The organism is Neorhizobium galegae bv. orientalis str. HAMBI 540, from assembly GCF_000731315.1.
Classification (GTDB): domain Bacteria; phylum Pseudomonadota; class Alphaproteobacteria; order Rhizobiales; family Rhizobiaceae; genus Neorhizobium; species Neorhizobium galegae.
In genome coordinates this window covers 3,324,019-3,343,790 of the sequence record NZ_HG938353.1, presented here as the reverse complement: position 1 = coordinate 3,343,790, position 19,772 = coordinate 3,324,019, and the positions used below count along the sequence as shown (strand labels likewise).

Sequence of the window (19,772 nt, the reverse complement as noted above, 5' to 3'; positions counted from 1 at the left end):
CTCAGGCGTACGCTGGTCCATAGGCAGGCTCCGCCTTCCTGGAGGCTATGATACGGTAGCGCGCCTGGTAGCCAAGGCCGAACATGGCAACCATCATCGTGAACCAGATCGGTCCCGACCGTGCGAGGAAGATGCTTTCGAGGCAAGCCAGAAAGATCGAGAAAAGCCAGATCCTCAAAAAAAGCCTGGTGAGCGGCGTGAAATTCTTTGCGGCGTCGATTGCCGCCAGATTTTTAAGGGGAGTAGCCAAGACCCATATCACCATCAATATCAATCCCGGTATGCCGGCGTTCATGGCGGCATCGACATAGGCATTGTGGGCATCCACCGCGCGCACGGCCCAATTCAAGGTGCGCATATCGCTGTTGACGAGGCTCTCCGCCCCCCAGAAAGAGCCGAAGCCATAACCGGTGATCGGATGCTGTGCAATAGCATCGAGCGCCAGCCGCCAGATATCGGCGCGTGCCGTATAGGTGGTGTCGATCCCCGTTGCCGCGACGATCTCCCGCAGCGGCGCAATGGTGGAGACGCCGACGGTGGCCAGGTTGAGCAGGCCGACCCCGCCGAAGACGACGGGAACGCGGATCCAGCGCCAGCGCTCGAAGAAAATACTGAGGAGGAAGATGCCCGGCAGCATCGCGGTCGAAGTCTTGGCGCCGGTTTTCAGCAGGAACAGGCAGCTTGCCGCGATCAGGAGCAGCCCGATGATGCGCGACCAGGCCGACACCAGGTAGATGCCGACGAAGCAGGAGAGCGCCATGACGACGCCCGTCTCGTTCTTCTGGACGTAAATTCCCTTCCAGCGCCCCGCATGCTGGGGCTCGAGAAAATCGGTCAGCTGATGGATGGCGAGGCTCGGGAGAAACAGCACTCCGAAATAACAAAGGCCGACGATCAGCATCACGCCGCCGCCGGCCAGCCTTGCAAACTGGCTTTCGCCCTTCGGCAACATCAGAAATGCGCTGGCGCTGATGCAGACGGTTAGCGCAATCAGAACGCGCCGCACGGCCCCGAGAGGGTCCACGGAAAGTGCCGCCGTCAGAAACAGCCATCCGAATACCAGCGTCAGCAGCAGGCGGGGCTGGAAGATGACGCTCCGCACCCTCGGGGTCATGGAATAGACAAGCACGATCAGGAATAGCAGATAGGCAAGCAGCTGGCTCCAGAGAGCCGGCTTCGCCAAAGCCGGATTGACGCTGGTATCGACGAATGGCGTCAGGGTGATCCAGTAGAAGCACCCGACACAGCAAAACAGTAGCGTTGCGCCAAAATTTCCAGAAGACGCAACTTCGTCCGTGTCTCTCGCCATCCACCCGCCGCCGCGTTCTCTTCGCGCGCGAATCGTAACAGAAACCGCCGAATCTCGCCAGCATCCATATCCCGGCAACGGTTGCTGCGAGGTTCGTCGAGAGCGACTGGGCGCCTGGTTTGGAAGGGCCTATGACCCGGAAGTGCAGCCGTGAGATTTCCGGGCGTTCATCATAACCGGATAAACTTCCGCCCGGTTGCTTGACCTTGTCTGCGTCGAACCGGACTTTGCCTTCATGAAGCAATCCGACGGCGCTCTTTTACAGACGACTGGAGATCTTGAATGCTGAGGATGGTGGCGCGGCTTGCCGGATCTCTGATGCTGATGGCGCTCGGGATTGCCGGTGCGCAGGCGCAGAATTTCGTGCTGAAACCGTTTTCAGAAACCCGCCCGCCCGAAATCGCCGGACTGACCGCGGCCGATCAAGCCAAGGCGCTGGGGCGAGGGGTTAATTTCGGGGGAACGCTGGAGGCGCCGAGCGAGGGCGCCTGGGGAGGACGGCTTTCCACGGAGCTGTTCGCGGCAGTCAGGGAGGGCGGGTTCCAGACCATCCGGCTGCCGGTCCGTTTCAGCAGCCATGCGGCCGTCTCTGCGCCCTACAAGCTCGACGAGCCTTTCATGAAGCGCGTCGACTTTGCGATCAACAACGCGCTGTCGCGGGGTCTCAACATCATCATCGACTTCCACCATTATCATGAGATGGATGGCGATCCCCTGGAGGCGGAGGAGGTCGCGATCGGCGTGGAGATGAGCCGCGAGCGTTTCCTGGCGATCTGGGAGCAGCTTGCACGGCGATACCAGAGCCTGCCCAACGACAAGGTGCTGTTCGAGCTCTACAACGAACCGCACGGCAAAACGGAAGAGGTCTGGAACGAGCTGCTCGCCCAGGCGCTTGCGGTGATCCGCAGGACAAATCCTTACCGCTTCCTGATTGTCGATCCGGCGGAGTGGAGCACTGCCTGGGGGCTCGGGAAGCTGGCGATCCCGGCCGACGACCGCCGCCTGATCGTCACCATACACAACTACGCACCGTTCAAATTCACGATGCAGGGCGCCAGCTGGATCGAGGGATCCAGGCCCTGGCTCGGAACGGCCTGCTGCGAAAAGGCGCAGATCGAGGAGATCAGGACGCCTCTCGACATGGCGGTCGAGTGGGGGAAAAAGAACGATCGGCCGATTTTCGTCGGTGAATTCGGCTCCAATTCGCTCGCCTATTATCCCGACCGGGTGACCTACACGCGGATCATGCGGGAAGAGATCGAGGGACGCGGCATGAGCTGGGCCTATTGGGATTTCGCGTCGCACGAATTCGGCCCCTGGGACCCGACCACCAAGTCATGGCTGCCGGAATTGCACGAGGCGCTGGTTCCGAAGAAATAGAAAATTCAGGCGAACTCGCGGCCGGCTTCGCGCATATGGCCGAACAGGCCGAATGTGAGTGCCATCAGCACGCCGAAAATGGCGCCAGCGAAGGCGCCGCCGATCATCAGCAGCAGCGAGCTTGGCGGCCAGCTCTTCGATTGCGGCGGCACCGGCGGCGAAATCACGCGGACATTGCTGGTATCGATCTGCTGACGTTCACTGATCTGGTGCGTTCGCGACAGATAGGTTTCGTAGACGGCGGCCTTGGAGCGTGCATCCCGCTCAAGCTCGCGCAAGCGCACCTGGGCGTCGTTTTCGGTAAACACGGTCGAGCGCGAGGCGTCGGATTTGCGGCGCAGTTCCTGAAGAGCGTTGTTTGCCTGATCGACATCGGTCTTGGCGGACTGAAGAAGACGGGCGGCTTCCTCTGAGATCGCGCGATCGACGGAGGCAAGTTCCGACTGCAGGGCGACTAGACGCGGATGGCGGGTGCCATAGACGAGTGTCATCGAGCTGATCTGCTGCTGCAGGGCGCTATAGCTGGCGCGCAGGGTGATCATGGTGGCAGAGTCGAAGACGGCCGAATTCGCAACCCGCCTGTCGGCATAGGCCGCCTGCAGCTGCTTGTAGCGGGTATCCGCCTGGATCAGCCGTTGCTGGGCGTCGAGAACCTGGGTGTCGAGCGCACCGGAAATACGGGTGCTGGTGAGTTCGCCGGCCGTCGATTGCAGGTCGTTCTGGCGCTTGAACTGCTCGACCTTCTCCTCGGCTTGCGTGACGGAACGGCGCAGTTCGTCGAGCCGGCTGTTGAGGCCGATTGCAAGCTGGCCGGCGCTAGCCGAGGAGGATTTGAACAGTTCCCCTTCGAAGGCCGAGACGATCGCGTTCGACAGCTTGATCGACTTGTCGACGTCTCCCGTCCATACCGAAAGCACGACGACAAACGAGCCGTCGTCGCGGGTCGCGGTAACCTGCTTTTCGAGCTGCCGCAGGACGCTCAACTGCCGGTTCTCGCGCGCGGACGGCGATGAAATGAGGTTGCGCAGGCCGTCGAGCCGTCCGGGACGGTTGAATTCCGGGTCTTCGGTGAGGTTGAGATCGTTGATGACCTTGGTCAGCACGTTGCGAGACGTCAGCACCCGCAATTTGCTCTCGACCTCCAGAAGCTGGGAATCCCGCTGCGGGTTGGCGGAGAAGACATCGTCGGAAACCACGTTGAGGTTGGAAGGATCGATGATGATCTCGGTGCCGACCGTATAGCGCGGCGAGGCAATGGCGGCATAAAGCAGCGCGAGGACGGCGCCGAGAATTGCGGCGGCAATGATCCGCAGAAAGCCCTTGCGCAGCCAGCGGATGATATCGGTGAACTGTATCTCCGTCAGGCTGTGAAGCTGTGCCTCGATCCGTTTTTCAAACGGAATGTCCTCGTATCGCATCCGGTCGTCATCTTCCCGTTCATAGGCGGGCGGATCACGATGATAATCCGAACGGGGTCGATAGTCAGGTGCTGAAGAAGGACGAGGCTGATGGCGCGCCGGGGGCTGTTCTTCGGGTTCTTCCTCTTCGAGGAGAGGGTGGTTCAGGAGTGAGCTCTGATAGTCGCTGCGATAACGCAACGCCCGGGCCGATGCCGACCGCCGAGTATGTGGCTCCTTCGGCTCGTACATGGACTACCTCCGCCCTTCCGCCACAGCGAAAGAACCTACAATTGGACACACTCTGGCGATCATGACCAATTGTCGTGAATTTTAAGTTAATTGAAGATTTTCAAGAGCTAATAGGCGGCCTTGCGGATGGTATGCGCCTCGTCCGCGGCGGATCGGGTAAAACCCTTCAGCCAGAGCTGTGTGGACAATATGCCGACAAACGCGGCGTTGTCGCGAAACCCGGAGACCGGGGCCAGGCGGCATTTCTGATGGAGTTTTGCGACGGCCTTCGGATTGAAGAGACCGGAGGCAGCGATTGCCTGTTCGCCGAGCATCTCGCCGACATAAGCCTGCGCGTTATTACCGATGAAGGAACGGCTGTCCGGTGCGCGGTAGGGCTGTTTCGGACGCTTGCTGATCACATCCGGCAGCAGACCCTTGGTGACACGGCGCAGGATGTGCTTCTCGTCGAGGCCCTTGAGCTTCATGCCCGGCGCCAGGCGGCTGGCGAACTCCACGAGCCGGTGGTCGAGGAAGGGGAAGCGGCCTTCGATCCCATGCGCCATCGCCATGCGGTCGCCCTGGCTCGACAGGATATAGCCGGGCAGCAGAAAACGGCTTTCGAGATATTGAGCCTGATGCAGCGGATGCCAGCGGCCGAAGTTTTCCGGCAAGCGGGAGGCGAGTTCTTCGGCGGCATCATAGGTGCCCAAGGTGGCGCGCAGGTCGTCGGAATAGAAGATCTTGGCCGCCGCCGTCGAGCGGAAGCGCGGGCGATGCGAGAACAATGGATCGTCGGCCGCATCGTTGCCGGCGCCGAAGAAGGCGGCGAGATATTCGGCCGGCTGCTGCTTCAGCCCCGGCAGATAGGGATAGAGCTTGCGGAAGAGATGCGGCCGCATCTTCGATCCGGGCTGGCGGGCGCAGAAGCGGCGCACGCGTGCCTCGCGAAAAATGTCGTAGCCGGCGAATACCTCGTCGGCGCCTTCGCCGGTCAGCACCACTTTCATGCCGGCGTCTCGGACGAGACCCGAGAGTCGGTAAAGCGGGGCAGGGGCGGTGCGCAGGACCGGCCGTTCGGTAAAACGGATCACATCCGGAAAACTTGCGGCGATATCGGCCGAGCCGCTGGCGACGGCGTGATGACGGGTGCCGAGCGCTTCTGCGACCTGTCGCTGGAAGGCGCTTTCGTCGTGTTCGGCATCGTCGAAGGTGACCGAGAACGTGTTGAGGCCATTCGGAGCCATCGGTGCGGCGAGCGCCGCGATCAGCGAGGAGTCGAGCCCGCCGGAGAGATAGGCGCCGACCGGTACGTCGGCGCGCATGCGCAGCCGCGTCGCATCGGCCAACAGCGCTCGCAGTTCTTCCTCGCGGACGGACTGGTCGACTTCGGTTTGATCGCCGGCATCCAGAAAATCGAGCGTCCAATAAGGCCGGGTCTCGGTCCGACCGTTCCTGGCGGTCATCAGGTGGCCGGGTTCGAGTTCGAAAACGCCCTTGAAGGCGGTGCGCGGCGGGATCGGCGTCCAAAGGGTAAAAATCTGGTCGAGGGCGATTGGATCGAGTTCGGCCTCGATACCCGGCACCTGAAGCAATGCCTTGATCTCCGAGGCAAAATAGAGCGAACCCCTATGCTCGGTATAAAAGAGTGGCCTGACCCCCATCCGGTCGCGGGCGAGCATCAGCCGGCGCTCGTGGTGATCCCAGATCGCGAAGGCATAATCGCCGTTGAGACGCGAGAGGCAGGCTTCGCCATAGGTCGCGTAAAGCTGCAGCAGGACTTCCGTGTCGCTGCCGGTGCGGAAGGCGAGGCCGCGCGCCTTCAGCTCGTCGCGCAGTTCGACATAGTTGAAGATCTCGCCGTTGAAAACGATGGTGAAGCGGCCATCGGCATCGGTCATCGGCTGCTGGCCGTCGGAAAGCCCGACGATCGACAGCCGGACATGCGCAAGGCCGATGCGGGGCGAGGCGAACACGCCTTGTCCGTCCGGCCCGCGATGGGCGATCGCCTGTGCCATGGAAGACAGCAGGGCCTCCGAATTTCCGGAGTCGTATGCCTCACCGACGAAGCCCGCAAAACCGCACATCTGTTTCCATCATGAACAGGGACAATAACCCTCGTTCATAGATGGAAATGCTTGCTGGCTACTTCAGGCGATCGATAAAATTGTAATCGTGTCCAAAAGAGGCTCAGATTGGCTTCATGCCGAGCACCACGGTCGGCCAGAATTCCGAGACCGTCGGATGGATCGGCACCGCCCAGCGTAGCGTGTCGTAGGTGGCGCGGGCGTTCATCATGTCGAGAACGCCGTGGATGGATTCGTCGCCGCCGGTGCCGAGAATGGCGGCGCCGAGGATTTCGTGCGTGTCCGCATCGGCCACGAATTTCATCAGGCCCTGTGTCTCGCCCTTCTCGACCGCGCGGCCGACCCTTGCCATGGACTGACGGCCGACCAGCACCTTCCGGCCGGATTTCCGGGCTTCCGCCTCGCTCATGCCGACACGGCCGAGCGGCGGGTCGATATAAAGCGCGTAACCGACCAGCCGGTCGGAGACCTTGCGGTTCTCGCCGTCGAAGAGGTTGGCGGCGATGATCTCGAAGTCGTTATAGGCGGTGTGGGTGAAGGCGCCGCGGCCGTTGCAGTCGCCCATCGCCCAGATGCCCGGAACATTGGTCGAGAGGTCGTCGCCGACCTTGATATAGCCACGGGCGTCCAGCTCGACGCCGGCCTTGTCGAGGCCGAGATCATCGGTGTTCGGGCGTCGTCCGACCGCGAGCAGCACGTCGGAGCCGATCACTTCCGGTGCGCCGTCGGTGCAGTCGACGCCGACGGCGACGCCGTCCTCATGCTTGCGGAACCGGATACACTCGGCGCCGGTGCGGATATGGATGCCTTCGGCTTCGAGGATCTCGCGGATTGCCTGTGAAATATCTTCGTCCTCGCGGCCGACAAGGCGCGGGCCTTTTTCGACGACGGTGACTTCGGCGCCGAAGCGGCGGTAGATCTGGGCGAATTCCAACCCGATATAGCTGCCGCCGACGATGACCAGATGTTTTGGCACCCGATCGAGCATGAGGATATCGCTGTTGGTCATGTAGGGCACGTCGTTGACGCCCGGGAAATCCGGGATCGCGGCACGGCCGCCGACATTCAGGAAGATCTGCGGCGCGGTCAGAAGTTCGTCGCCGACGCGGATCGTGTTCGTGGTCTCGAACCGGGCATGGCCGCGGATCAGAGTGCAGTTCGGCATGCCCTCGAGCCAGCTCTCGTTACCGTGGCGCGAGTCGAGCGTCACCTTGTGCGAACGTCGCATGACGGCCGGCATGTCGATCTTCACCGGGCTGTCGAGAACCACGCCATAGTGACTGCCGCGGCGGGCGACGTGGGCGGCATAGGCGCTGGCGACGAGCGTCTTGGTGGGCTTGCAGCCGGTATTGACGCAGGTGCCGCCGACATGTTTGCGCTCGATGATCGCAACGGTCTTGCCGGCGTCGTTGAAGCGCCCTGCGAGTGAGGGGCCGGCCTGGCCGGCCCCGATGATGATCGCGTCGAAGGTTTTCATACCGCGGCCGCGACAGGTAGGGACGCGATGATGAGGTAGGCGCCGATGATGGCGACGGCATCCTCGATGAAGGCGGCCGGGGGATCCTTGCCGAAGCTGGCGGCCAGCTTGCCGCGGACGGCTGCGCCACCATAGGTGCCGATTGCGGCGCCGATGATGCCCGCGATGAGGCCGACGATCCAGCCGCTGTAGGGCGTGCCGATCGCAGCACCCGTGAGCGCCCCCATGATCAGGCGGGCGCCGAACTGCTGCGGCACCTTGCGGCTTGGGGTGGAGGGAAGCTGGTCGGTAACCAGTTCGACGACGGCAAGGATGGTGAAGATGCCGACGGCCCAGATCGTGCCCATGAAGGAGAGCCAGGAACCGGAGAGATTGAGCCAGCCGAGATAGGCGGCCCAGGCGATTGCGGCAGGTGCGGTCATGGCGCGCAGGCCGGCGACGACACCGATCAAAAGTGCGAGTAGATAGACCATTGAAACCCCCTTGTGACTTTCCCCATTTACGCCTGTGATCGAAGCACGATCAGTCGTGAAGTCAAGCACTAGGTGGAAATTATTACGACGATACGAGGAATGCTTGCACGATCCGATCACGCACGCCGGCGCCTTCAAACACCTGTAGCGACCATGATCCGACATGCCGGCTACATGCCAGCCCCATGCCGGAAGGATTTTATGGAAATCAGCAGTGCAGCGGTTAGAATGCCGTTTTCCCGTCAGCCCAGGCGTGAAAATGAGCGGAGGAACCCGGACCTGTTGAGATATCGCATTCTTCTGCCGTTGGCCCTGCTTGCGGCGATCGGTGTTGCGCTGGTCTTTAAGGGCAGCGATATCCTCGCGCGGGGTTATATCGACGAGGCCGAGATCCAGGCGGGCACGACGCTGCGCCTGGCGGTGTCGGCGTTGGACGGCCATCTGAAGCGTTACGAGGCGTTACCGGCTCTGATCGCCGATCAGCAGAATATCGAGGCGCTGATCCTCGATCCGAAGAACGAGACGCTGCAGGCGACGACCAACACGTATCTCAAGGAGATCAATGGGCTTCTGAAATCCTCCGACGTTTATGTGATGACGATGGACGGCGAGACGATCGCCGCCAGCAATTATGACAGTCCGGTCAGCTTTGTCGGCGAGAATTTCACCTATCGCCCCTATTTCCAGGACGCGGCGGAGGGCCGCCAGTCGCGCTTCTATGCGCTCGGCACGACGTCCTTGAAGCGCGGCTACTATTTCGGCTCGCCGATCGAGATCGGCGGCGCCATCCGCGGGGTGATCGTCTTCAAGGTGGATATCGACAGCCTCGAAGCCTCCTGGGGCGGCGGCGACGACCGGATTTTCGTGTCGGATCCCGAGGGCATCATCTTCATGACCGGCAGTCCCGAATGGCTTTATGCCAGCATCCTGCCGCTGACGCCCGACCGGATAGCCCGCACCGAGGCGTCGCGGCGGTATGCGGACGCCAGGCTCCGCGAATTGCCGGTCAAGCGCAGCAGCTTCGCAGGGCGCGATGTCATGACCATTCGGGATGGCGGGATCGAGAAGGAATATCTTGTTGTGTCGCAACCGATGCCGGATGCCGGCTGGACCGTCAACGTGCTGATGGATACCGGCTCGGTCCATGCCCAGGCAAAGACCGCGACAGTTGCAGCACTTCTAACGCTCTGCCTTGCAGGTCTGGGACTCGCTGTCGTCCTTCAGCGCCGAGCGCGGCTCAACGAACGCCTGACGCTGCAAGCCGAGGCGCGCAACGAGCTGGAGCACCGCGTCGCCGAGCGCACCGCCGATCTCGCCCGCGTCAACAGCCGCATCGAGGAGGAGATCGCCGAACGGCGGCTCACCGAACAGCGGCTGCGACAGACCCAGGCCGACCTCATCCAGGCCGGTAAGCTCGCCGGCCTCGGCCAGATGTCGGCGGCCCTGTCGCACGAACTCAACCAGCCGCTCGCTGCCGCCAAGACCTATGCAGAAACGACCGGCGTGCTAATCGATCTCGGACGCATGGACGAGGCGCGGGACAATGTCCGGCGCATTTCGGTACTCATCGACCGGATGGCCTCGATCAGCCGACACCTGCGCAACTTCGCCCGCAAGCCGAACGAGAAGCTCGGGGCCGTCGCGCTCGACGACGCGATGCGCGACACGCTGGAAATTGTCGCCGCGCGCCTGAAGACCGCGGATGCGGAACTCGACATCGACATCGATCCCGCCATTCCGGCGGTGAAGGCCGGTGCGGTGCGGCTTCAGCAGGTGCTGGTCAACATCATCACCAATGCCGCCGATGCGGTCGAGGGGTTGGACGACCGGCGCATCACCGTTTCGGCCTGGCAGACGGATGGCAAGGTATTGGTCTCGGTGCGTGATCGCGGGCCGGGCGTCGCCGCCGCCATCCACGAGCGCATCTTCGATCCGTTCTTCACCACCAAGGGCGTCGGCAAGGGCCTGGGGCTTGGCCTGTCGATCTCCTACAATATCATCAAGGATTTCGGCGGCAGCCTTTCCGTCGCCGATCATCCGGAAGGCGGCGCGGTCTTCCTGATCGAACTCGAAGTTGCCGACGGCAATCTTCTGGAGGCAGCTGAGTGAGCGAGCAAAGGGTTCTGCTGGTCGACGACGAGGAGGAACTGCGCCGTTCGGCGGCGCAGGCGCTGGAGCTTTTCGGCCTGTCGGTACAGACCTTTTCCAATGCCGATCATGTGCTGGAACTGACTGGTTTCGGCTTTGACGGCGTCGTCGTCAGCGATATCCGCATGCCGGGCACCGACGGCATGACGCTGCTCCAGAAAATCCGCGAGCTCGATGCAGAGATCCCGGTCATCCTGGTCACCGGTCATGGCGACGTGCAGCTTGCAGTCAAAGCCATGCGGGAAGGCGCCTACGATTTCCTCGAAAAGCCGTTCACGCCGCAGCATCTCGCTGGCGTCATTCGGCGCGCTCTCGACCGGCGCAGCCTGGTGCTGGAAAACCGCCGCTTAAGGGCCGTTGCCGGCAAGCGCGACGATGTCGAAGCCCGGCTTCCGGGTCGCACCCAGGTCATGGTCGATCTGCGCTACCGAATCCGTGCCATCGGCGCCACGGATGCCGATACGCTGATCATCGGCGAAACCGGTGCCGGCAAGGAAGTCGTGGCACGGGCGCTGCACGACATCAGTTCTCGCGCCAACAAGCCCTTCATCGCCATCAATTGCGCGGCCCTTCCCGATAACCTGATCGAGAGCGAGCTTTTCGGGCATGAGGCCGGCGCCTTTCCAGGAGCGCTCAGGCCGCGCTACGGCAAGTTCGAACACGGTCGCGGCGGCACGATCCTGCTCGACGAGATCGGCTCTATGCCGGTCGACCTGCAGGCGAAATTCCTGCGCGTGCTGCAGGAGCGGGTCATCACCCGGCTCGGCTCCAACGAGACGGTGCCGCTCGACGTGCGCTTTGTCGCCACCAGCAAGGTGGATCTCGAAGCGGAAGTGGCGGCGGGCCGGTTCCGCGCCGACCTCTTTTACAGGCTCAATGTCGCGACCATCCATGTGCCGTCATTGGCACAGCGACGGGCGGATATTCCGCTGCTCTTCCTCCAACTCGTGCGGGAGGCAGCGGCGCGGTATGGCCGCGAGGACCTGGACGTACCGGCCGAGGTGACCTCCGCCATCGCCCAGCGCGACTGGCCGGGCAATGTCCGGGAATTGCGCAACGCCGCCGACCGGCTGGTACTCGGCCTCGATCCGAAGCCGGGCGAAACCGGCGGCGCAAAGGATGGGGCAGGGCGGCTCGCCGACAAGGTTGCAGCTTTCGAGCGTAACCTGATTGCCGGCGAGATCGCCGCGCATGGAGGCGCGCTCAGGCCCGTCTACGAATCCCTCGGTATCTCGCGCAAGACGCTCTACGAGAAGATGCAGAAATACGGGCTCGACAAGAAGTTACTCGGTCCGGAACATATGCTGCAGGATGACAGGGAGGGCTGATTGCGTGCCGCATGTGTGGAAATCCACCCATGCTTTTTGCGAATTGTTTCCGAATCCACCCATGCTGCGTCGCGGTATTCGCTGAAATGGCGCTCGGGACTTACGCAACGATTGCGCGTGCTCGGCGCCCGGCCGCAAATGGTGCTCAGGTTGGCGCCGGAGGAAATTTTGGGCGTCCACTGGTCCACATTTCATCCTGGAGGAGCCCCGATGAAAATCCTGAACGCCGTTATCGGCGCAACCGCTCTTGCGGCGCTTTCCCTTTTCTCCGCTTCCGCCAACGCCGCGGGTTATCCCGAGCGCCAGATCACCATGATCGTGCCGTTTGCGGCCGGCGGCCCGACAGACACCGTGGCGCGTCTTGTCGCCGAATCGATGTCGAAGGATCTCGGCCAGCAGGTCATCGTCGAAAATGTCGGCGGCGCCGGCGGCACGCTCGGCGCGGCCCGCGTCGCCAATGCCGACGCGGACGGCTACACTGTTCTCCTGCACCATATCGGCATGGCGACCAGTGCCTCGCTCTATCGCAAACTGCCCTATGACACGCTGAACGCCTTCGACTATGTCGGCCTCGTCACCGACGTTCCGATGACACTCCTCGCCCGCAAGGACATGCCGGCGAGCGATCTCAAGGGTCTCATCGAGTATGCGAAGGCCAACAGCGACAAGGTGACGGTTGCAAATGCCGGCATCGGGGCCGCCTCGCATCTGTGCGGCATGCTGTTCATGAGCTCGATCAAGACGTCGCTCGTCACCGTCCCCTACAAGGGCACCGGTCCGGCGATGACCGATCTTCTCGGCGGCCAGGTCGACATCATGTGCGACCAGACCACCAACACCACGAAGCAGATCCAGGGCGGCACGGTAAAGGCCTATGCGGTCACGTCTCCGGAACGTCTCGGCGTCCTGAAGGACATCCCGACCGTCAAGGAAGCCGGTCTTCCGGATATGCAGGTCGGCATCTGGCATGGTCTCTATGCGCCGAAAGGCACCCCGAAGGACGCTCTCGACAAGCTCAACAAGGCCCTCAAGTCGGCCCTGAAGAACCCGAACGTCGCCGCCCGCTTCGCCGAACTCGGCACCGTGCCTTCGCCCGACAACGACGTCACCCCGGCGGCGCTGAAGGCCAAGCTCGAAGGCGAAATTGCTCGCTGGAAGCCGGTCATCCAGGCCGCCGGCCAATACGCGGACTAAGTTGCCCGCTGGTGATTTGCCCCTCACCCTAACCCTCTCCCCGCCTGCAGGGAGAGGGGACGTGCCAAGCTTATCGTCTGCGATCCGGGTAACCGGTGCGGCATATCCCTTCTCCCCGTGAGCGGGGAGAAGGTGCCGGCAGGCGGATGAGGGGCGCGTACGCTCAAGCATCTCCCACGTCACGGAGACACCATGAATTCCTTGAAATTCGACACCGCCAATCTGATCTGCGGGCTGCTGCTGATCGCGACGGGCCTGTTCTTCGCCTACCAGTCGTTCGAGCTCGAACTTGGTACGGCGCTGCGCATGGGGCCTGGCTATTTCCCATTCATCCTTGCCTGCGCGCTCATCCTGTTCGGCGCGATCATCCTCATCCAGTCGATGCGAGTGGATGGAGGGCCGATCGGAGTGCTCGCCTGGCGCGGCATGTTCTTCATCCTGCCGGCACCGATCTTCTTCGGGCTCACCGTCCGTGGCCTCGGCTTCGTGCCGTCGATCTTCGTCACCGCGCTGATTGCTTCCTTCGCCTCGGGGCGCATGAAACCGCTTATGGCCCTCGTCCTATCGGCGGCGCTGACCCTCTTTTCGGTCGCCGTCTTCAGTTACGGCCTCGGCCTCCCGTTCCGCCGTTTCGGGCCCTGGCTCGGTAATTGAGGTTGAGTGATGGATCTCTTCAATAATCTCGCGCTGGGTTTTGCGACAGCGACGTCGCTGGAGAACCTGTTCTTCTGCCTGATCGGCGTGCTGCTCGGCACCCTGATCGGCGTGCTTCCCGGTATCGGCGCCACGGCGACGATCGCCATGCTCCTGCCGATCACGTTTCAGCTCGAGCCGGTCTCGTCGCTGATCATGCTCGCCGGTATCTATTACGGTGCGCAATACGGCGGTTCCACCACGGCGATCCTGATCAACATGCCGGGCGAATCCTCGTCGGCCGTCACCGCCATCGACGGTTACCAGATGGCGCGCAAGGGCAAGGCCGGCGCCGCACTGGCGATCGCCGCGATCGGCTCTTTCTTCGCCGGCACGGTCTCGACCTTCCTGGTGGCAATCTTCGCGCCGCCGCTCACCCAGATCGCGCTCAAGTTCGGGGCGGCCGAATATTTCTCGCTGATGGTGGTCGGTCTCGTATCCTCGATAGCGCTTGCCCACGGTTCGATCCTCAAGGCGCTTGCCATGGTGGCGCTCGGCCTGCTGCTCGGCCTTGTCGGCACCGACATCTATACCGGCACCCCGCGTTTCACCCTCGGCATCCGTGAATATGCGGACGGGTTGAACTTCGTGGCGGTCGCGGTCGGTGTCTTCGGCATCGCGGAAATCCTGCGCAATCTCGAAAACGAAAAGACCCGTTCGGTCCTGATGGCCAAGGTCGGCGGTCTTATGCCGAGCCGGGAAGATTTCAGGGCGATGGTTGGACCGGTCCTGCGCGGCACGGCCATCGGTTCCATCCTCGGCATCCTGCCGGGCGGCGGCGCGATCCTTGCGGCATTTGCCTCCTACACGGTGGAAAAGAAGGTCTCGAAACATCCGGAAGAATTCGGCCACGGCGCGGTCGCCGGCGTGGCCGGTCCGGAATCGGCTAACAATGCCGGCGCTCAGACCTCGTTCATTCCGCTGCTCACCCTCGGCATTCCGGCAAACCCCGTCATGGCGCTGATGGTCGGCGCGATGATCATCCAGGGCATCGTTCCCGGTCCGAACGTCGCGATCGAACAGCCGGCGCTGTTCTGGGGCATCATCGCCTCGATGTGGATCGGCAATCTGATGCTCGTGGTGCTCAACCTGCCGCTGATCGGGCTGTGGGTGAAGCTGCTGACCATCCCCTATTACGTGCTGTTCCCGATCATCATGGCCTTCTGCGCCATCGGGGTCTACAGCGTCAATTCCAACGTCTACGATCTCTATGCCGTCGCCTTCTTCGGCCTCATCGGCTACGCGCTGGTGAAACTCCGCTGCGAACCGGCTCCGCTGCTGCTCGGCTTCGTGCTCGGCCCGTTGCTGGAAGAGAACCTCAGGCGGGCGATGATCCTTTCGCGGGGAGATCCGACAACGTTCGTCACGCGTCCCATCAGCGCGGGCCTCCTCTTCCTCGCAGCCCTCGTCCTCGTCGTCGTTTTCCTGCCGAGCGTCAAGGCAAAGCGCGAGGTCGTTTTCCAGGAAGAGGATTGAGAAGCTGCCGACAGCGCGGCGCGACAGACCGCGCGGCGCTGAAACTCTTCGCATGACTTCCTGACGGGTTGTGCGGACGGCGCTCCAGGCGGTCAAACCGTCTGGAGCGCCTGCAACTCGGCGACGGGGGCGGGGCCTGCGATCCGTTTCAGCAGCAGCTTGCCCATCAGCAGGCCCGCTTCAGTCAGGTCCTCATAGATCGTCTCGACGCGGGGGCGGATCTGGTCGAACAGGCCCGACGTCTGCTTGGCCACCAGCCTGATATCCTGGCCGAGTTCGAGCCGATGGTCGTAAGCGGATGCCATGACGGCGAGCGCCGACACTTCACCACCGCAGATATAACCGTCCGGGCGCTCAGGCTCGGCCATCCGGCGGAACAGATAATCGCGAATATCGTCCGACTTGCTGTCGAGCGTGACGCCCTTGGCGATCTCGAAGCCGACGCCTTCCTCGCGCACCGCCGTCATGAAGCCATGCTTCAGGTGGTGGGCGAAGGTGAAGCGCTCCGGCGGCAGGATGATCGAGAGCTTTCTCGCGCCCGCGGCGATCAGCTTTTTTGCGGCCTTATACGCGAAACTGTAATTGTCGTAGTCGACGTATGGGTGAGCGGTGGCAAGTTCTGTCCGGCCGTGGCAGATGAACGGAAAATTGTTCTCCATCAAAAGCTTGACGCGTTCGTCCGCCGGTTCGGTGCGGGTGAAGACGATGCCGTCGGCCATGCGGTTGCGCATGATGTGGCGCACCGGGTCGATCTGCGGCGTATCGGAAAAATGCGGCGTGATGACGAGATGATAAGCCGTGCCACGCAGGGCTTCGGTCAGCCCGTTGATCATCGAGGTGGCATAACCGAGGATTTCCTCGTGAGGATCGAGGATCAGGCTGATGACATTGGTGCGGCCGGTGCGCAGGCGCTGCGCTGCCCGGTCCGGCAGATAGCCGATATCGGATGCGACCTTGCGGACGCGCTGACGTGTTTCGAGCGCGATCTGCGGCGCATCGGCAAGCGCGTGCGATACCGTCGTAACGGCAAGGCCAGTCAGTTCGGCAATGGTTTTCAGGGTTGGCTTTGTATCACCGCGGGGCTTTTCGGTTGCCCGCTGCGACTTCGCCCGCCGACCCTTGTCCCCCAGGTCTTCCAGCGACATATCCTCTTCTCCTCCGCTCCCGCCCCGAAACCGGAGCAAGCCTCACCTATATCGTTACAAATTTTTCGAGAGCTGCCACGAATTTTTCTCGATTCCTGAGTAAAAATTTGCCGATCTCAGATTTTGCTAGTTTTTTCCTCATGTTAAGTGGTTCCGGCGCGGACGTAAAAAACTCCTACGGCCGGGTTGACACCTACCGTAATTATATCGTTATAAATCGCCATATCCGGAGAGGAGCCCGGATGCAAAGGGAGATTCTCAATGAATATTCGAATGATTGCCAAACTCGCCGCCGGTGCGGCACTTATCGCCATGACCGCCGGTGCCGCCAAGGCCGCAGAACAGGTCGAAGTCCTGCATTGGTGGACTTCGGGCGGTGAAGCCGCAGCGCTCAATGTCCTGAAGGAAAACCTGCAGAAGCAGGGCGTCGCCTGGAAAGACATGCCGGTCGCCGGTGGTGCAGGTTCCGCTGCCATGACCGCTCTGCGCGCACGCGTTACGGCCGGTGACCCGCCGACCGCCGTTCAGCTGCTCGGTTTCGACCTCAAGGACTGGGCCGAAATGGGCGTTGCCGCAAACCTCGACGACCTTGCCAAGAAGGAAGGCTGGGACAAGGTTATCCCGGCCGCTCTCCAGAACTTCTCGAAGTATGATGGCCACTGGATCGCTGCTCCTGTGAACATCCACTCCACCAACTGGCTGTGGATCAACAAGGCTGCTCTCGACAAGGCCGGCGGCAAGGTTCCGACCAATATCGCCGAACTCATCACGCTGCTCGACGCCTTCAAGGGCCAGGGCCTCACCGCCCTCGCTCACGGTGGCGTTCCGTGGCAGGACGGCACGCTCTGGGAAGCTGTCGTGCTTTCGACCGGCGGTCCGGACTTCTACAAAAAGGCCGTTCTCGACCTCGATCCGGCAGCACTTTCCGGCGATACGATGAAGAAGGTCTTCGACACGATGTCGAAGCTGCGCACCTATTTCGACCCGAACTTCTCGGGCCGCGAATGGAACCTCTCGACCGCCCTCGTCATCGAAGGCAAGGCCGGGGCTCAGGAAATGGGCGATTGGTCGAAGGGCGAATGGCTGCGCGCCAACAAGAAGCCGGGCACGGACTTCGTCTGCATCCGCTTCCCCGGCACGCAGGGCTCGGTCCTCTTCAACGCCGACCAGTTCATGATGTTCAACGTTGGCGGCGACGCCGAAAAGGCTCAGTTCAAGATGGCGTCCGCCGTCGAAGATCCGGCCTTCCAGATCGCCTTCAACACGGTCAAGGGTTCCGTTCCTGCCCGGACCGACGTCTCGAACGAAAAGTTCGACGATTGCGGCAAGAAGGGCATGGCGGATCTGACGGAAGCTTCTTCCAAGGGCACGCTGATGGGCTCGCTCGCCCATGGTTACGCTCAGCCGGCCGCCATCAAGGAGGCCATGCTTGACGTCATCACCCAGCACCTCAACGGCCAGCTCACCACCGAAGCAGCGCTGAAGCGCCTGCCGGAGGCGGTGAAGGCTGCCAAGTGATCGCGTTTCCGCGAAAGTTCTGACATCCGAGTGGCCGGGATAATCTCCCGGCCACTTTTCAAATTCCGGCTTGCCGGTATCTCTTAGTTCTGGTGTCTGCCGGAGGTCATGATGACGACAATCGAACCGGTTCCTGTCGTGGTGCCGCAAAGACAGGGCCGCTCAGTTGCGGACGGGCTGCGCAACGCTCTGCCGAAGATCGTGCTGGCGCCATCGTTTGCGGTCATCCTCGTCTTCGTCTACGGCTTCATCCTCTGGACGGTCTACCTTTCGTTCACGACCTCACGCATCCTGCCGGTCTACAAATGGGGCGGTTTCGACGCCTATTACCGCCTCTGGTCGCAGCCGAACTGGTATGTGGCGATGCAGAACCTGGCCATCTTCGGCGTCCTCTATATCGGCATCTGCATCATCCTCGGGCTCGGCATCGCGATCCTGATGGACCAGCGGATCCGCGCCGAAGGCCTACTCAGGCCGATCTTCCTCTACCCGATGGCGCTCTCCTTCGTCGTCACGGGCACGGCCTGGAAATGGTTCCTCAACCCCGGCCTCGGGCTTGAGAACACCATGCACAATCTCGGCTGGACGAGCTTCAAGTTCGACTGGCTGGTCAATCCCAAGATGGCGATCTACACCGTCGTGATCGCCGGCGTCTGGCAGGCTTCGGGTTTCGTGATGGCGATGTTCCTGGCCGGTCTTCGCGGTATCGACGGAGAGATCATCAAGGCCGCCCAGATCGATGGCGCTTCAACTGTCTCGATCTACCGCCGGATCGTCATCCCGCTCTTGCGGCCCGTCTTCCTTTCCGCCTTCATCGTGCTCGCGCATATGGCGATCAAGTCCTACGACCTGGTCATCGCGCTAACCGGCGGCGGACCGGGTAATGCGACCGAGCTGCCGTCGACCTTCATGTATTCCTACACGTTCACCCGTAACCAGATGAATGTCGGATCGGCGAGCGCCGTGATGATGCTGATGGGCATTACCGCGATCATCGTGCCCTATCTCTATTCGGAACTGCGGGAGAGAAAGCAATGAGCGCCGCCAACGAAACCGTCAGCGCCGGCGGTGCCCGGACCGCCCGTTATTTCATCTATGCCGCACTGATCATTCTGGCATTGGTCTACCTCCTGCCGCTCTACGTCATGCTGTCGACGTCCCTGAAATCGCTCGATGAAATCCGCGGCGGCGACATGCTGGCGCTGCCGCGCGATCCCTCGGTCGCCGCCTGGGTACGCGCCTGGGGCGAGGCCTGCATCGGGGTCAGCTGCGTCGGCATCAAGGGGTACTTCTGGAATTCCATCAAGATGGTGGTTCCGGCGGTTCTGATCTCGACCCTGCTCGGTGCGCTCAACGGCTACGTGCTGACCAAGTGGCGTTTCCCGGGCCACAAGCTGATGTTCGGCATGATGCTGTTTGCCTGCTTCATTCCGTTCCAGGCGGTCCTGATCCCGATGGCGCGCGTGCTCGGCACATTTGGGCTCTCGAACTCCACTACGGGCCTCGTCATCGTCCACGTGATCTACGGCCTCGGCTTCACCACGCTGTTCTTCCGCAACTATTACGAAGCGTTTCCGGATGAACTCGTTAAGGCCGCGATGATCGACGGCGCCGGGTTCTTCCGGATCTTCTGGCGCATTCTGCTGCCGAGTTCCGGGCCGATCATCGTCGTGACGATCATCTACCAGTTCACCAACATCTGGAACGACTTCCTGTTCGGCGTGTCCTTCTCATCCGGCACATCCTCGCCGATGACGGTGGCGCTCAACAACCTCGTTGCCTCCTCCACCGGCGTCAAGGAATACAATGTCGATATGGCGGCTGCCGTCTTCGCAGCGCTTCCGACGCTGTTCGTTTATGTCGTCGCCGGACGCTATTTCGTGCGTGGCCTGATGGCCGGCGCAGTCAAGGGATAA

At 62.0% G+C, this 19,772-nt stretch carries 15 protein-coding genes; 9 read left to right on the top strand and 6 right to left on the bottom strand.

Annotation, left to right across the window (positions count from 1 at the left end):
* Position 1: 1 nt before the first annotated feature.
* Positions 2–1,309, bottom strand: a complete 1,308-nt coding sequence (locus RG540_RS16510; RefSeq protein ID WP_046599989.1) for an O-antigen ligase family protein — start codon at positions 1,307–1,309, stop codon at positions 2–4.
* Between the two features lie 282 nt (positions 1,310–1,591).
* Between RG540_RS16510 and RG540_RS16505 the strand changes: the two genes are divergently transcribed.
* On the top strand, positions 1,592–2,689 hold the full coding sequence (locus RG540_RS16505; RefSeq protein WP_080724965.1) for a glycoside hydrolase family 5 protein: 1,098 nt from the start codon (positions 1,592–1,594) through the stop codon (positions 2,687–2,689).
* Between the two features lie 5 nt (positions 2,690–2,694).
* On the opposite strand, the gene RG540_RS16500 is transcribed toward RG540_RS16505, so the two are convergent.
* The 4 genes from RG540_RS16500 to RG540_RS16485 form a co-directional block, all read right to left on the bottom strand.
* The gene (locus RG540_RS16500) at positions 2,695–4,107 is read right to left on the bottom strand and encodes a GumC family protein (RefSeq protein ID WP_051909470.1); all 1,413 of its coding nucleotides are present in this window, start codon (positions 4,105–4,107) and stop codon (positions 2,695–2,697) included.
* Positions 4,108–4,445: 338 nt separating this feature from the next.
* On the bottom strand, positions 4,446–6,404 hold the full coding sequence (asnB, locus tag RG540_RS16495; protein WP_038590114.1) for an asparagine synthase (glutamine-hydrolyzing): 1,959 nt from the start codon (positions 6,402–6,404) through the stop codon (positions 4,446–4,448).
* A gap of 103 nt (positions 6,405–6,507) precedes the next feature.
* Entirely contained in the window at positions 6,508–7,881 is a 1,374-nt protein-coding gene (locus RG540_RS16490; RefSeq protein WP_038590111.1) for an FAD-containing oxidoreductase, read from the bottom strand.
* On the bottom strand, positions 7,878–8,354 hold the full coding sequence (locus tag RG540_RS16485) for a DUF4126 family protein (RefSeq protein WP_038590108.1): 477 nt from the start codon (positions 8,352–8,354) through the stop codon (positions 7,878–7,880). Before RG540_RS16485 ends, RG540_RS16490 begins: the two co-directional genes overlap by 4 nt.
* 282 nt (positions 8,355–8,636) lie before the next feature.
* Here RG540_RS16485 and RG540_RS16480 point away from each other — a divergent pair, with 282 nt between their 5' ends.
* The 5 genes from RG540_RS16480 to RG540_RS16460 all read left to right on the top strand — a co-directional run bounded on the left by RG540_RS16480 (position 8,637) and on the right by RG540_RS16460 (position 15,193).
* The gene (locus RG540_RS16480) at positions 8,637–10,463 is read left to right on the top strand and encodes a sensor histidine kinase (RefSeq protein WP_244446574.1); all 1,827 of its coding nucleotides are present in this window, start codon (positions 8,637–8,639) and stop codon (positions 10,461–10,463) included.
* Positions 10,460–11,830, top strand: a complete 1,371-nt coding sequence (locus RG540_RS16475) for a sigma-54-dependent transcriptional regulator (RefSeq protein ID WP_038590104.1) — start codon at positions 10,460–10,462, stop codon at positions 11,828–11,830. The genes RG540_RS16480 and RG540_RS16475 overlap by 4 nt, the downstream gene beginning before the upstream one ends.
* A gap of 210 nt (positions 11,831–12,040) precedes the next feature.
* On the top strand, positions 12,041–13,024 hold the full coding sequence (locus RG540_RS16470; protein WP_038590101.1) for a tripartite tricarboxylate transporter substrate-binding protein: 984 nt from the start codon (positions 12,041–12,043) through the stop codon (positions 13,022–13,024).
* 192 nt (positions 13,025–13,216) lie between these two features.
* A complete protein-coding gene (locus tag RG540_RS16465) occupies positions 13,217–13,678 on the top strand; it encodes a tripartite tricarboxylate transporter TctB family protein (RefSeq protein ID WP_038590098.1) in 462 nt (153 codons plus the stop codon).
* A gap of 9 nt (positions 13,679–13,687) precedes the next feature.
* The gene (locus RG540_RS16460) at positions 13,688–15,193 is read left to right on the top strand and encodes a tripartite tricarboxylate transporter permease (protein WP_038590095.1); all 1,506 of its coding nucleotides are present in this window, start codon (positions 13,688–13,690) and stop codon (positions 15,191–15,193) included.
* A gap of 92 nt (positions 15,194–15,285) precedes the next feature.
* Here the strand turns inward: RG540_RS16460 and RG540_RS16455 are convergent, their stop codons facing one another.
* Complete coding sequence (locus tag RG540_RS16455) at positions 15,286–16,338, bottom strand: LacI family transcriptional regulator (RefSeq protein WP_038590092.1); 1,053 nt, start codon at positions 16,336–16,338, stop codon at positions 15,286–15,288.
* 267 nt (positions 16,339–16,605) lie between these two features.
* Here RG540_RS16455 and RG540_RS16450 point away from each other — a divergent pair, with 267 nt between their 5' ends.
* The 3 genes from RG540_RS16450 (at position 16,606) to RG540_RS16440 (ending at position 19,772) form a co-directional block, all read left to right on the top strand.
* Positions 16,606–17,856, top strand: a complete 1,251-nt coding sequence (locus RG540_RS16450) for an ABC transporter substrate-binding protein (protein ID WP_174479299.1) — start codon at positions 16,606–16,608, stop codon at positions 17,854–17,856.
* Between the two features lie 111 nt (positions 17,857–17,967).
* Positions 17,968–18,894 (top strand): carbohydrate ABC transporter permease, encoded by a 927-nt coding sequence (locus tag RG540_RS16445; protein ID WP_038590086.1) that lies wholly within the window; start codon positions 17,968–17,970, stop codon positions 18,892–18,894.
* On the top strand, positions 18,891–19,772 hold the full coding sequence (locus RG540_RS16440) for a carbohydrate ABC transporter permease (protein ID WP_038590083.1): 882 nt from the start codon (positions 18,891–18,893) through the stop codon (positions 19,770–19,772). Before RG540_RS16445 ends, RG540_RS16440 begins: the two co-directional genes overlap by 4 nt.

Bases quoted from the DNA above. Each gene is read 5' to 3' on its own strand.
- RG540_RS16470 (WP_038590101.1), top strand. From the start codon at position 12,041: ATGAAAATCCTGAACGCCGTTATCGGCGCAACCGCTCTTGCGGCGCTT.
- RG540_RS16490 (WP_038590111.1), bottom strand. From the start codon at position 7,881: ATGAAAACCTTCGACGCGATCATCATCGGGGCCGGCCAGGCCGGCCCC.
- RG540_RS16465 (WP_038590098.1), top strand. From the start codon at position 13,217: ATGAATTCCTTGAAATTCGACACCGCCAATCTGATCTGCGGGCTGCTG.
- RG540_RS16510 (WP_046599989.1), bottom strand. From the start codon at position 1,309: ATGGCGAGAGACACGGACGAAGTTGCGTCTTCTGGAAATTTTGGCGCA.
- RG540_RS16505 (WP_080724965.1), top strand. From the start codon at position 1,592: ATGCTGAGGATGGTGGCGCGGCTTGCCGGATCTCTGATGCTGATGGCG.
- RG540_RS16485 (WP_038590108.1), bottom strand. From the start codon at position 8,354: ATGGTCTATCTACTCGCACTTTTGATCGGTGTCGTCGCCGGCCTGCGC.
- asnB (WP_038590114.1), bottom strand. From the start codon at position 6,404: ATGTGCGGTTTTGCGGGCTTCGTCGGTGAGGCATACGACTCCGGAAAT.
- RG540_RS16445 (WP_038590086.1), top strand. From the start codon at position 17,968: ATGACGACAATCGAACCGGTTCCTGTCGTGGTGCCGCAAAGACAGGGC.
- RG540_RS16500 (WP_051909470.1), bottom strand. From the start codon at position 4,107: ATGCGATACGAGGACATTCCGTTTGAAAAACGGATCGAGGCACAGCTT.
- RG540_RS16440 (WP_038590083.1), top strand. From the start codon at position 18,891: ATGAGCGCCGCCAACGAAACCGTCAGCGCCGGCGGTGCCCGGACCGCC.
- RG540_RS16460 (WP_038590095.1), top strand. From the start codon at position 13,688: ATGGATCTCTTCAATAATCTCGCGCTGGGTTTTGCGACAGCGACGTCG.
- RG540_RS16455 (WP_038590092.1), bottom strand. From the start codon at position 16,338: ATGTCGCTGGAAGACCTGGGGGACAAGGGTCGGCGGGCGAAGTCGCAG.